Source organism: Arcicella sp. (assembly GCF_964672035.1).
Map to the genome: position 1 here is coordinate 1 of NZ_CBABQS010000106.1, position 12,509 is coordinate 12,509.

Here is a 12,509-nt window from a genome sequence, read left to right on the forward strand (position 1 = left end):
TGTGTTTTAAAGAATCATATTAAGTTAGCCAATTGAACCCAATAATTTTTTAATCAAGTACATCAAAAAGTGTGGGGCAAACAGATTTATGTTTTAGAGAATCATTTAAGGGTAGGCAATTGAACCCAATAATTTTTTAATTAAGGACACCAAAAATCAATTGCCCCACACTTTTTGATGCACTCCAAGGCTGTGGCCTCTCCCCTTATAGGCTGGAATCACCATTTGGGGTAAATATAAACTAAGTCTTGTAATTGGAGTGCATCAAAAAGTGTGGGGCAAGCAGTTATTATTTCAAGAAAGTCAGTTTATGATTACTTATTGAACCTAATGTGCTTTTAGGTTAAGAACATCAAAAATCATTTGCCCCACACTTTTTGATGCACTCCATGTATGGGTCATTTTTATTGATTTTTACAAAAAAAGCGGCATGATTCACAGGCATGAATCCCAGTAAATCATGCCGTTCTTAAACTTTAAACTTGATGTAAAGTTCTAAAAATTAACATTTTACTTGTTATAAAATTCGTAATGAATTTTACATAATTATCTGATTGTTACTGCCAAACATTTTACTTCACTTCAAAATTTAGCATCATTCCATCGTCACCGTGTTCAAGATTATGACAGTGAAAAACAAATTTTCCTGATTGTCCAAATTTCATAACAACTTGTACTTTTTCTTTCGGGGCAACCAAAACAGTATCTTTCCATCCTTTTTCCTGTGGAAAAATGGCATTTCGTCCACCTGAACGTGAAACAACTTGAAATTCAACTCCGTGAATGTGCATAGGATGGGCTTCATCTCCCGTTGAATTATCGAATTCCCAAGTTTCAGTTGCTCCTAAACTAACGGTTTCATCAATACGATTACCATCATAAACTTTTCCGTTGATTTTGTGCATACCACCGTTCATGTTTATCATATCTCCTGTCAGAGCAAATGTTCTGGTCTTGCTCGAACCCGTAATTTTGTCAACTGGAATCAAAGAAAATGGCATTTTGAAGGTATCAGTTTCTTGGTTTTTTATGATAAAATCAAGAATTTTAAAAGAATCTGCCCCCTGTGATGTTCCCATCGTTGAGAATGTTTCGCTGGTTAAATAAACTTGTTCTCCTACTTTCATCGTCGAAAAGTCAATTAAAATATCGGCTCTCTCTCCCGAACTTAGCATCAAAGATTTTACTTTTTCAGGTTGTGGCAAAATACTACCGTCCGAACCAATCACATAAAAATCCGCTTTGTTGCTCAATGCCAAATTATAAATTCGAGCGGAAGACCCGTTCAAAACTCTAAACCTGTAAAAACGAGTTGCCACATTCAGATAAGGTTTTGTTGTGCCATTTACCAAAATAGTTTCACCCATATAACCCGACATAACTTCCATCATCGTTGGATTATACTTAATACTACCATCAGTATTCAATCTTTTATCTTGAATAATTAAGGGAATTTCGAAATTACCACTCGGTAAGTTTAAGGCTTTTTCTTCTGGGCTTTCCACGATAAACAGTCCTGCCATACCTTGCATGACCTGTTTACCCGTCAGTTTGTGAATGTGGGGGTGATACCAGCTTATTCCAGCCTGTTGATTGATGGGGAATTGAAAATTGAAACTCTCATTAGGCATAATCATTCGCTCGGGATGACCGTCCATATTGGCAGGTACGACCAATCCGTGCCAATGCACATTAGAATGTTCAGCCATTTTGTTTTGAAATGCAATGTTCACGGTTGAACCTTTTTGTACTCGAAAAGTGGGTCCTAAAATGCCGTTTCGATAGCTTTGAACTCCAACTCTCTTACCCGTAAGTAGTTCATCTTGAACACTTTGGGCAATCAATGGGCTTGTTCCCGATATTGTTTCAGGGATTCTTAAAGCGTTTATAAACTCGCCATCGGAAACGATTGGAGCAACAGATTCTCCCATATCCATTCCGCCCATACAAGAGGATAGTAGGCTTTCACCCGCAATTAACGCAACTGTGCCGAAGCCTAAATTTTTGAGAAATTCATTTTTATTCATGTTCTGAGATTTAAAAGAGAGTTGATGATTATGCTAACATACTTATTTTCAAAATGTTATATGAAAATATCTCATAATGACTATATATTAATAACCTTTTTTTGATTATTGAAGTAATAAATCTGAGAATTTATAAATCAATAAACCGAAATGAGATATAAATTGAATACGTCAAAATTATACTAAATGGTTGCGTTAAATTAGCCGTTTTAACTACTTATTTTTAAATGGAAGCTCAACGCTCAAATACTCCCAACTCAATTTTATCTTGCCTTCGTTGGCATTGGTCGGTAATACTTCATACGTGAGGGCTTCCACTAATTTATCGCTTTTGAGGGGTTTCACCTTGATTCTGATGATGTCGTTTTCTTCTTTATAATCATCCGCTAAGTGCATATCCCAAGTTTTACTCAAAATCAACGTCCACGTTTCTTTGTCTGGAATAGTAAAAAATCCATATTTTCCTTTTGGAATTTGTTTGCCTTCTATTATTACATCTTGACCAAAATCTATCCAAGTAGCTTTGTGAGCTCCCGATGACCACACTTGATTGTAGGCAACTAAACCGTTCCAAATATTACGCTCTCTCACACTCGGTGAACCATAATCAATATGTACATGATTCGTGCCCACCATTACCATTGCCGACATTTTTGGGCTTTTGGGTTTTACAGCCGCTTTGGTTGTATCGGCTTTGGGTTGATGATTTTCGTGTTGAGCAAAAACACTGGCAGAAAGTGCCAAAAGGAAGTTTAATACGATGGTCTTTTTCATGATTTAACTAATTTATTTGATTGATTTTTTACGACTGACAAAAAATAAAATAAAGCCCGATGAAATGGTAAATAAACCAAAAATGGAAAAGGCTCTCAACAACCAATTGGAAAGATTATCACGGGTTTGGTAATCCATCGTGTGCATCATCCACAGGAAATCAAAGATTCGCCATTTGTTATTTCTGAACTTCTGAACCGTTCCTAACGCTGAACTCACGTAAACCGTTGTGTTGGAAGGGTGTTCAAACGTTACGGCAAAAGCGGGTAAAGGTTGTTCACGGTATTCGTGGTGTCCGTTGGTGGTGGTTAAATATTCAACTTGCTTTACTTGGGCATCATCCGAAAAGGCTTTTTTGGCTATTTCAACCGCTTCTTTTTCGGATAATGCAGTGCGTAGTTCTCCCGTTTTTGCATCCGCTAATTGAATACTTTTGCTACTTTCATGCCCTTTTGAATAACTAATCTGATAGACTGGTTTATCCAAAATCTGAATCAAATGAATGTCATACACAAAAGAAACACTATCTTTTTGCTTGATTTTTTGGATAATATCTTGCGGATTAACCAATTGAATATCTGCCGAAAGCGGGTGAATATGGGCTTTTTGATGGTCGCCGTGAACTTCATCCATGTTTGACCAACTGAAATACAAACCGCCAATCGTCCAAAACAAAAACTGGATGCCTAAGAATAAACCCAACCAACGGTGGGTTTTACGAATTTTTCGATGAAATTCTACTTTTTTCATGGCTTGTTTTGTGGTTAAAATTCTTGTTGCTTTTTATTTTTGAAGTACGTTTCCAATGCCTTTTCGCCAAATTGATAAAACACCACTGGCGTAACAATCATGTCTAAAAGCGTACTTGAAATCAATCCACCCAAAATAACGGTTGCCACGGGATACAATATTTCTTTTCCCGATGCCTGAGCGTCTAAGGTGAGCGGAATTAATGCCAATGCTGCCACTAAGGCGGTCATTAAAACGGGAACGAGTCTTTCCAACGAACCTCTAATAATCATGTGAGCCGAAAACGTTTCGCCTTCTTGTTCAATCAAATGGATATAATGCGAAATCATCATAATGCCGTTTCGTGAGGCAATACCCGTGAGGGTAATAAAACCTACTAACGTGGCAATGGAGAACGTTCCACCCGTTAAAATTACCGCAACAACGCTTCCAATCAACGCCAAAGGCACATTTAACATAATTTGTAAAACAATTCTGGAAGATTTAAAATGGCTGTATAAAACCAAGAATATACCCGCCAAAGCAAAAATACTCAGCAAGCCAATGAGTTTTGAGGCTTCTTGTTGGCTCTCAAATTGCCCACCATATTGAATATAAAAACCCGATGGCAATTTTACTTCTTTGCCAATTTTTTCTTGAATTTCCTTCACCGTGCTTCCCAAATCCCGCCCTTGAACATTGCAGGAAATTACGATTCTTCGTTGGGTATTTTCGTGGTAAATCGAATTGATGGCATTGGTAGATTCTATGCTGGCAATTTGATACAACGGAATGGTATTTCCGTTAGCGGTACTCACTTGGGTATTACGGATTTTATCAATGTTACTTCGTTCCTCATCGGTGGTTCTCAATAATATATCAAAAGTTTTTTGACCGTCTAAAATTTGTCCTTCCACTTTACCATTATAAAAAGTCTCTAAGATTTCCGAAACCTTACCCGCTTGTATGCCATAACGTTGTAGAGCCTCTCGGTTTACTTTGATAAGTAATTGAGGAACAAGTACTTGCTTTTCAATTTGCACATCCACCGCCCCTTGAACGCTACTGACTACTTGTTTGATTTTCCCTGCATTCAGACGTAAATCATTCAAATCTGGTCCAAAAAGTTTAATGGCAACTTGCGAACGAACACCCGACAATAAATGGTCGAGTCGGTGGGAGATAGGTTGTCCCACATTTACCGAAACTCCTTTTAAAATGGTTAATTCTTTTCTAATATCCGCCAAAATCTCATCTCTGGTACGTTTATTATTGGGCTTCAATTCTACTTCAATTTCTGAATTACTCACGGGTTCCACGTGTTCATCCAACTCTGCCCGTCCCGTTCTGCGGCTCACATATTCCACTTCTGGCACTCTCAGCATCAATTTTTCTCCCATCGTTCCGATGCGATTGCTTTCTTCCAAAGACGTTCCCGCAGGAGTTGAAAAATTTACAGTAAATGATCCTTCATTAAAAGGCGGTAAAAATTCCGTTCCGAAAAAAGGGACAATTCCAGCGGCGGCAACAATCAATATCATGGCAACTCCAATGATAAATTTAGGTCTTCCTAAACCCCAATGCAGAATTTTAGTATCTTGACGTTTCAGAAAACGAACTAAAACACTGTCTTTTTCTTCGTGGGTTTTAATATTAGTCAAAAAATAACTGCATAAAGCTGGCGTAAGTGTGAGCGAGACCACCAATGATGCAATGATGGATGTGATGTAAGCAATACCCAAAGGGGCAAAGATTTTGCCTTCGATTCCTTGCATATAAAACAGCGGTAAAAATACCAATACTACAATGATAGTAGCATAAACGATGGAATTTCTAACTTCGGAACTGGCGTGGTAAATAACTTGCAAAATGGGCTGTGGCGTTGGGGAAAGACTATTTTCTTTCAATCTGCGGAAAACATTTTCCACGTCCACAATGGCATCATCCACCAATTCACCAATGGCAATGGCTAAACCGCCAAGCGTTAAGGTATTTATTGAAATATCAAAAGCCTTGAAAACAATTGCCGAAATCACCAACGATAAAGGAATGGCAGTGAGGGTAATAATGGTGGTTCGGAAATTAAGTAAAAACAAAAATAGGATAATAACTACAAGAATAAACCCGTCTCTGAGGGCTTCTTCAACGTTTTTAAGGGAATTGACAATAAAGTTTTTTTGTTGAAAAATTCTTGGATTTAGCTTTACGTCTTTGGGTAGGGTAGCTTGCAATTCCAAAAGGGCTTTTTCAACCTCGTCCGTCAATTGAACGGTATTGGCACCTGGTTGTTTTTCAACGGTTAAAATTACAGCGGGTTTGGCATTAATGCTGGCATCACCCCGTTTGAGTGCAGAGCCAAATCTTACGTCTGCCACTTGGGAAAGTATCACGGGTAAACCGTCTTTATTACCCACAACGGTTTGGGCTAAATCGGCTAAGGTATTGGCTCTGCCTACGTTTCTGATAAGCACTTCCGAACCAAAACGGTTAAAAAAGTTACCCGTGGTATTTTGGTTAGTTAATTGCAAAGCATTATCAACATCATCAAGCGAGAGGTTAAATTGTCTTAATTTATCACTCGAAACTAATACTTGATATTGCTTGCGTTCGCCACCGATGGGAATTACTTGCGACACACCTTTAATACTCATTAGTCTTCGACGAATCGTAAAGTCGGCAAGGGTGCGTAAATCGGCGGGGCTGGTGGTATCACTACTCACGCCAATTAACATAATTTGTCCCATCACGGAACTTATCGGACCCATCACGGACGTAATACCGTTGGGCAGTTGGACGGTCTGTAATTTTTCAGCCACCAACTGCCTTGCCCGATACACATCCGTTTTCCAATCAAATTCAACAAACACCATTCCGATGCCAATTGCTGCACTACTTCTCACAACTTCCACCCCAGGAGCTCCATTCAAAGAAGTTTCTACGGGTAAAATCACTTGTGTTTCAATTTCTTCGGGAGCTAATCCATTAGATTCCAAGAATATTGTTACCCTCGGACGGTTTAAGTCGGGCAGTACATCAACGGGCAAGTTGATAATCGTAATTACGCCATAAACCATAATCAAGGCAGCAAAAGCTACCACAAATAAGCGGTTATGAAGTGAAAATTGGATGAGTTTGTTAAGCATTTTACTTGGTATTTGTTCAATATATATGGTTAGTATTTCAACCAAAATTTTATTTTACTACAATCACAAAATCTGCCGTATGTACTTTGCCGTTAGATTGAAATTGTACCCAACCACGATATACCCCCGCTTTTTCAAACGTGGTGTGTAGGTCAAATTTGCCATCTACTACTTCGGGGTGAACGTGTAGATATTGCTTTTCTTCCACACCAATAACGACCATGTGAGCTTTTGCTCCTAAGTAATTTTCAAGGGTGCTGGCATCCACTGCTTTGCCATTTTGGGTTAAAACCCCTTCAATGTGAGCCAATTTACCCACTTCAAGTTTACCACCTTCGGGCATCAGCGTAAGTGTGTAACCGTCCACCGTTGAAACTAATCTTGGGGTAGCATAAGTAGCGGGCGTATAAGCACTTCCGCCCACATTTAAGTTAATTTTCTCCAATTGATTGTTTCCGCCCGATGGGAAATAATCCGCAAAAAGCATATAATCTCCCCCTTTTTCAAAAACCGTTTCATTGTGTCCAGCCCCATTTGAATAGGCTTTTCCCTTCGCTAAAACCGAAATATCATAACTTCCCGATGCGTTGTATTCTGGGTGAATATGCGTAAAATAAGAAAGGTCTTTTGAGACCACAATCAGGTGTAATTTCTTCTCGTGGTGTACATCCAACGGCACGGCTTCGGTTTCTTTTCCTACAATTTTGGGCGTAAACGATAACATGGCAGCTTTTCCAGCTTCTACGGTGGTAGGATTTGCCTTGAACTCCATTTTATACGTATTGCCATTTCCTTTCCCTGCATTGTCGTTATGTTCTAATTTCATTCCACACTTCGGACATTTATCACCCTCTTTGCCCGTAACTTCTGGGTGCATCGGGCAGGCATAGGTATGTTCGCCACTGTGTTCATCCGTTTTTCCCATTCCCTCCATGTTTGCCATCGTAGAATCTTTTGAACCTTCTGATTTAGTGGCATTACCGCATGAACCTAAAAATAGACTTGTACCCATCAGGGTTACTAAACTTAAAAACTTTACTCCTTTTTTCATCTTAATTTGTTTGTTAATATTTGAGTTTTATTTGTGATTATGCCCTTCTTTTTTGTCATTGGCTGCCACTAATTTCATTCCGCATTTTGGGCAATCACCTGGCTTGTTACTGGCTGAACCTTCGCATTTCATGGGGCAAATGTAAGTGGCTGCGGCAACCTCTTTTTTAGCTTGGGCTTTCTTTGGAATTAATGCCATGCCACACGTTGAACATTTATCGACTTTTTTACCCGTCATATTTGGGTGCATTGGACAGACGTAAACCGCCGAAACAACTTCTTTTTTGCCTTTGGCTTTTTGGGCAAAACAATGACTCGTTGATACTGCTACGATTAAGCAAAAAGTAGCAAGGATTTGGATTGATTTCATTTTCTAAATTGTTTAATCTGTGAATTATAATTATTGGTTTTGATAAATCATTTTCAATTGATAAGTTCCGTTGGTCACAACTCTTTCGCCTTCTTCAATCCCCTTTTTGATGATGGTATATTCTCCATTATCATTGCCCGTTGAGACGTAGGCAATACTAAAACCTTCGGGCGAATCCTTCAAAAAAACTACGGGTTTACCGTTGATTTCACTGATGGCTGAACTTGGAATGGTAATTCCTCGGACGGGTTGCCCAGCAAAAACTCGGATATTGACAAATTCGCCAATCTTAAAATCTCCCGTGGGGTTATCCAATTCAAATAAAACTCTTTGCGATTGGTTGGTTGGACTCACTGTGAGGGCAGGGGCAATTAATCTGAGTTGTGCCGTTTTGTGAGAATCATTGCTACATTCTGCCGTAAACTTTTTAGCCCCGTTCACCAGATTTACATCTTTGTCATACACTTGAATTTCAATGTAAACTTTTGATAAATTGATTACCGTAAAAATGGTTTCACCAATATTAACCGTTGAACCCAAAGAGAAGTTAAAGTTGCCAATTGTACCACCAATGGGGGATTTTAAGGCAATTCTCTTTGAACTACCATTACCGCCCGCCCCTACATTTTTGAATACTTTTAAATTTTGTTGAGCCTTTTGGTAACGTGCCTCAGCTTCGGAAACATCCCTTTTAGCGGCAATATCCTCAATTCCTTTAAGTCGGTCGTATTCTCTTTTGGCGGCTTGCAATTCAGCTTCTAAATTGTTGCGTTCCGCTTGAAAACTCACTTGGGTTGACGCATCAATATTTTGTTCCACTACCGCCAAAGTTTGCCCTTTACTCACTTTTTGCCCCACTCTGGCATTAAGGGAAACAATTTTGCCCGTCTGTGGGGTTTGCACTAAGGCTTGTCCATTTTGCGAAGGCATCACCGTACCAAAGAGTTTTTGACTTTCGGTAAATTCGCCATTTCCAATGCGTTGCGTAAATACCTCAAATAAAAATTGGGTTTCTTTCGGTACTTCAAAAGCGTTGGATAATGCCCCTGTGCTACTTCCCGCTCCTTCGTCTCCGTGAGCGAGTGCTTTTTGCCAATTGGCAGTTGGCAATAAACAAATGACAATTATGGAAGCAATGACGGCTTTTTTGTTTTTGATTTTACTCAATAAAAACATCAATAACATTCCGATAATTAGCCCTGCACCTACCAAAAAATAAGGTTTTTCGTACCAATGCGTAGTTAAAGCATTATCGCTTTCGGCATGGGCTTTCGGTAATTCTTTTCCAATTACAATATTTTGTAAGGAAAATAAATCAGGACCTGAATCAGCATTGATACTAACCGTTAAAGAATATTTCTTTTTGGTAGGAAACACGCCCAAAATCTCATAAACACCTTTTTCGTTGGGTTTTATTTCAAATTTAATGTTGGCATCTTCGGGACTTGAAATCTTTAAAATTGCCTTTTCAGTCGGACGATTTGTGATAAAATCATTGATGTATAGGCGTAATTTACCCATTTCACCCGCTTCCAATGGTTCAAATTTTAATATCATTTCATATTTTTCAGAAACCGCTTGGCTCGAAAAATAGGTCTTTGCTGCACCAGTTGGAGTTTTTGCTGCCCCGTGGTCTTCGCCTCCGTGTGCCTTCACTTTTTGATAGTTTCCTACTACCAAAAAGAAGAAAAATAAGGATGTTAGAATTGCCTTTTTCATTGGTTTCCTAATAAATAATTAATGTTTAGTTGCGTTTGGTTATAGTTGCGTAGGGCTTCAATGTATCGCTGTCTTATCGTATAAGCATCGTTAAGCGTTCTTAGAAAACTCACATAATCATTCTGCCCTGCCTTAAAAAGTCTGGATGCGGTCGTAATAATTTCCTCAGATTGTTTCAAACCTTTCGTTTCGTAGTAATCAAGGGTTTGTCGGTATTTTTGATTATCTCCCAAGGCTTGTTGTAAATCAACGGAAATGGTTTGTTTTTGAGCATTAGTGCGTTCTTGGGCAATTTCAAAACCCGTTTGGGCTGCCCTAATACGGCTTTTATATTGTCCCTGCCAAAGCGGAACGCTTACCCCAATTCTGAATCTTAGATAGGCGGGGGTATCTCTCAAACCTTGATTAAAATAGCCAACTATTAACCCTGGCAATGCCTTGGCTTTTTCTAATTCAATCAAATTTTTATTGATAATTTCGGATTGTTTAAAGACACTAATGGTCGGATTTTCTGCCAAAGCGTTATCGTCTAAATTTACAGCGGAGAAAGTTGCCTCTTTTTGAAGCGTGGTTGCGGTGATATTATCCGTAATCCCCATCAATTGTTGCAATTGTTTCACATTGGTCAGCACGTCCGCCTGTGATTGATTCAATTTATTGCGAACTTCCCCAAACTGGCTTTCTGCAAAGGTTTTTGCTAAATAATCAATTTGTCCCGCCTCAAATTGACGGGATGAACTTTGCGAAATTTGGGCATACAAACTATCTTCAACACCGAATAATTTTACCAATGACTCACTGTATTGCAAAATCAAATACTGGCTTTTCACCCGAAATTTTATGTCATTTTCAGTAACTCCTCTTTCTTTTTCTGACAAGATGATTTGTTGCTTTTGTAAAAGACTCTGCTTTTTGTAAACAGTTGGATAATCCATCGTTTGGGTTACGCCAATTGTATAAAATAGTCCAGTAGGGCCTTCCATAATAACATCAGGATTTTTTATATTTTTCGCACTTTTCAACAGTTCGTTATTCTGACGAATTACCAAACCAGAAGCTCTCAGGGCAGCACTATTTTTAAGGGCGGCTTCAATAGCTTCTTGCTCCGTTAATGATTTTTGGGCAAAAACGGTAAGGCTACTTAATAAAAAAAACATGGGTAAGTATCTCATAATTTGATTTTTAGATATTTTATTCTCTCTTTTTTGATTCTTTAAATTGGCTCGGTGTTAAGCCCGTTATTTTTTTGAATTGCATCGAAAGATGTTGCACACTTTTATACTGTAAGGCGTCCGCTATTTGACTCAAAGAATGTTCATCATAAATCAGTAGTTCCTTCACTTTCTTGATTTTTTGGTAAATCAAATAATGTTCAATCGTATTTCCTTCAACTTCTGAAAATAAAGTAGTGAGGTATTTATATTCTCTCCCAACTTTTTCAGAAATGTACATAGATGGATTAATTTTCCGCAAAACATCGGGCTGTTCTTGGACTAATTCAATAATGGTGGTTTTGATTTTCTCAATTATTTGACCACGTTTATCATCCATTAATCCAAATCCAACTTTCTCTAAACTATCTCGGAGCGTACTTTCTTGTTCTTCGGTAAGTTCTTCCGAAATCTCAATTTCGGTCAAATCTATTCTGATGGGTACAATATTGATTTGTTTAAAGAGCTCTGCCACTACCATTTTACATCGGTCGCAAACCATATTTTTGATGTATAAAATCATGCTTGTTTCTGTAAAATACATTTGATTATCTAATGCAAGACGTTGAAACCGAAAATGGATTTTCACGTAAAAATGGGCATTCCGATAAATAAAGACATAAAAAATACAGTTTAGGATAAAATTGTGTTCAGTCTTTATGCAAATACACAAAGACTGAACACAATTTCATTAAACTGTATCAAATCAGAAACGATTGGATAAATACGAGAAGTTTACGCCCAGAAAGTGGGGGTGCGGGACTGTAAAAATGAGGAACTTGGAAAGAAACGGCTTGGGACACCCATGTCGAAAAGAACAATATCTTCGGAGTAATATCAATCCAGTGATGAGCTTGAAATTCTTGTGCTATTTCATGCCCTTGTGAAGCATTAGGATTTATCTTGAGAAGCGTAGTTTGTTCATTACAACACTTTGCTCTCTTCAAAAGCGGATTACTTGATTTATTTTCGTGTTTTATTTTATTAAAACAACACTTAGGAGGCGAGGAAAAAATGAACGTTTGCTTACCTTTTAACTTACAAAAATGTTCAATCATGGAAAAGCCCGTACTCATAAAAAGTACCTGCATTGCCATAAGCAAACAAAATATGCGAGTCAAACGTGATTTCATTATTAGATTAATAAAACGCAAAGATACTAATAACCTTGTATTCAAGCGTTTATATTTTGAATTGTTTATTTTATATAATTTTCGGATTGAGAAAAATTATTTGTGGCTACTATTATATTAATAGCAAAATAGTATTTTTGAATTTTGGGGGTTCACTTAAATTTGAGGCTAACTTCCCGCCAAAGACACTTAATTAGTTGATAAATAATTACTTACGAGTAGAATAATTTTAAAAATGGCATGTTTTTTAAGGTCTTTTTTATGGATAACTTCCTAAGTATTTTAACCTTTTTATATCATTTTTAAGTAAAAAAGCTGTTTATTAGCATAGATTAGAGATAAATATCGGCTTT

General features: G+C 37.9%; 10 protein-coding genes. All 10 read right to left on the minus strand.

What is annotated here, in order from left to right:
* Positions 1 to 572: 572 nt before the first annotated feature.
* The 10 genes from AC1W31_RS18935 to AC1W31_RS18980 all read right to left on the minus strand — a co-directional run bounded on the left by AC1W31_RS18935 (position 573) and on the right by AC1W31_RS18980 (position 12,156).
* On the minus strand, positions 573 to 2,027 hold the full coding sequence (locus AC1W31_RS18935; RefSeq protein ID WP_481736059.1) for a multicopper oxidase family protein: 1,455 nt from the start codon (positions 2,025 to 2,027) through the stop codon (positions 573 to 575).
* Positions 2,028 to 2,240: 213 nt separating this feature from the next.
* Positions 2,241 to 2,801, minus strand: coding sequence for a DUF2911 domain-containing protein (locus AC1W31_RS18940; protein WP_481736060.1), 561 nt, complete (start codon positions 2,799 to 2,801; stop codon positions 2,241 to 2,243).
* A 12-nt stretch (positions 2,802 to 2,813) separates the two neighbouring features.
* On the minus strand, positions 2,814 to 3,551 hold the full coding sequence (locus AC1W31_RS18945) for a hypothetical protein (RefSeq protein ID WP_481736061.1): 738 nt from the start codon (positions 3,549 to 3,551) through the stop codon (positions 2,814 to 2,816).
* A gap of 14 nt (positions 3,552 to 3,565) precedes the next feature.
* Positions 3,566 to 6,673, minus strand: a complete 3,108-nt coding sequence (locus tag AC1W31_RS18950) for an efflux RND transporter permease subunit (protein WP_481736062.1) — start codon at positions 6,671 to 6,673, stop codon at positions 3,566 to 3,568.
* A gap of 49 nt (positions 6,674 to 6,722) precedes the next feature.
* Positions 6,723 to 7,724, minus strand: a complete 1,002-nt coding sequence (locus AC1W31_RS18955) for a heavy metal-binding domain-containing protein (RefSeq protein WP_481736063.1) — start codon at positions 7,722 to 7,724, stop codon at positions 6,723 to 6,725.
* 27 nt (positions 7,725 to 7,751) lie between these two features.
* Complete coding sequence (locus AC1W31_RS18960; protein WP_481736064.1) at positions 7,752 to 8,093, minus strand: heavy metal-binding domain-containing protein; 342 nt, start codon at positions 8,091 to 8,093, stop codon at positions 7,752 to 7,754.
* Between the two features lie 30 nt (positions 8,094 to 8,123).
* Positions 8,124 to 9,812, minus strand: coding sequence for an efflux RND transporter periplasmic adaptor subunit (locus tag AC1W31_RS18965; protein WP_481736065.1), 1,689 nt, complete (start codon positions 9,810 to 9,812; stop codon positions 8,124 to 8,126).
* Positions 9,809 to 10,984 (minus strand): TolC family protein, encoded by a 1,176-nt coding sequence (locus AC1W31_RS18970; RefSeq protein WP_481736066.1) that lies wholly within the window; start codon positions 10,982 to 10,984, stop codon positions 9,809 to 9,811. The genes AC1W31_RS18965 and AC1W31_RS18970 overlap by 4 nt, the downstream gene beginning before the upstream one ends.
* Before the next feature lie 19 nt (positions 10,985 to 11,003).
* The gene (locus AC1W31_RS18975; protein ID WP_481736067.1) at positions 11,004 to 11,546 is read right to left on the minus strand and encodes a helix-turn-helix domain-containing protein; all 543 of its coding nucleotides are present in this window, start codon (positions 11,544 to 11,546) and stop codon (positions 11,004 to 11,006) included.
* 178 nt (positions 11,547 to 11,724) lie between these two features.
* Entirely contained in the window at positions 11,725 to 12,156 is a 432-nt protein-coding gene (locus tag AC1W31_RS18980) for an HYC_CC_PP family protein (protein ID WP_481736068.1), read from the minus strand.
* Positions 12,157 to 12,509 lie beyond the last annotated feature (353 nt).

Coding starts and splice junctions, on each gene's coding strand:
- AC1W31_RS18955 (WP_481736063.1), bottom strand. CDS start 7,724: ATGAAAAAAGGAGTAAAGTTTTTAAGTTTAGTAACCCTGATGGGTACA.
- AC1W31_RS18960 (WP_481736064.1), bottom strand. CDS start 8,093: ATGAAATCAATCCAAATCCTTGCTACTTTTTGCTTAATCGTAGCAGTA.
- AC1W31_RS18975 (WP_481736067.1), bottom strand. CDS start 11,546: ATGATTTTATACATCAAAAATATGGTTTGCGACCGATGTAAAATGGTA.
- AC1W31_RS18970 (WP_481736066.1), bottom strand. CDS start 10,984: ATGAGATACTTACCCATGTTTTTTTTATTAAGTAGCCTTACCGTTTTT.
- AC1W31_RS18945 (WP_481736061.1), bottom strand. CDS start 3,551: ATGAAAAAAGTAGAATTTCATCGAAAAATTCGTAAAACCCACCGTTGG.
- AC1W31_RS18965 (WP_481736065.1), bottom strand. CDS start 9,812: ATGAAAAAGGCAATTCTAACATCCTTATTTTTCTTCTTTTTGGTAGTA.
- AC1W31_RS18950 (WP_481736062.1), bottom strand. CDS start 6,673: ATGCTTAACAAACTCATCCAATTTTCACTTCATAACCGCTTATTTGTG.
- AC1W31_RS18980 (WP_481736068.1), bottom strand. CDS start 12,156: ATGAAATCACGTTTGACTCGCATATTTTGTTTGCTTATGGCAATGCAG.
- AC1W31_RS18940 (WP_481736060.1), bottom strand. CDS start 2,801: ATGAAAAAGACCATCGTATTAAACTTCCTTTTGGCACTTTCTGCCAGT.
- AC1W31_RS18935 (WP_481736059.1), bottom strand. CDS start 2,027: ATGAATAAAAATGAATTTCTCAAAAATTTAGGCTTCGGCACAGTTGCG.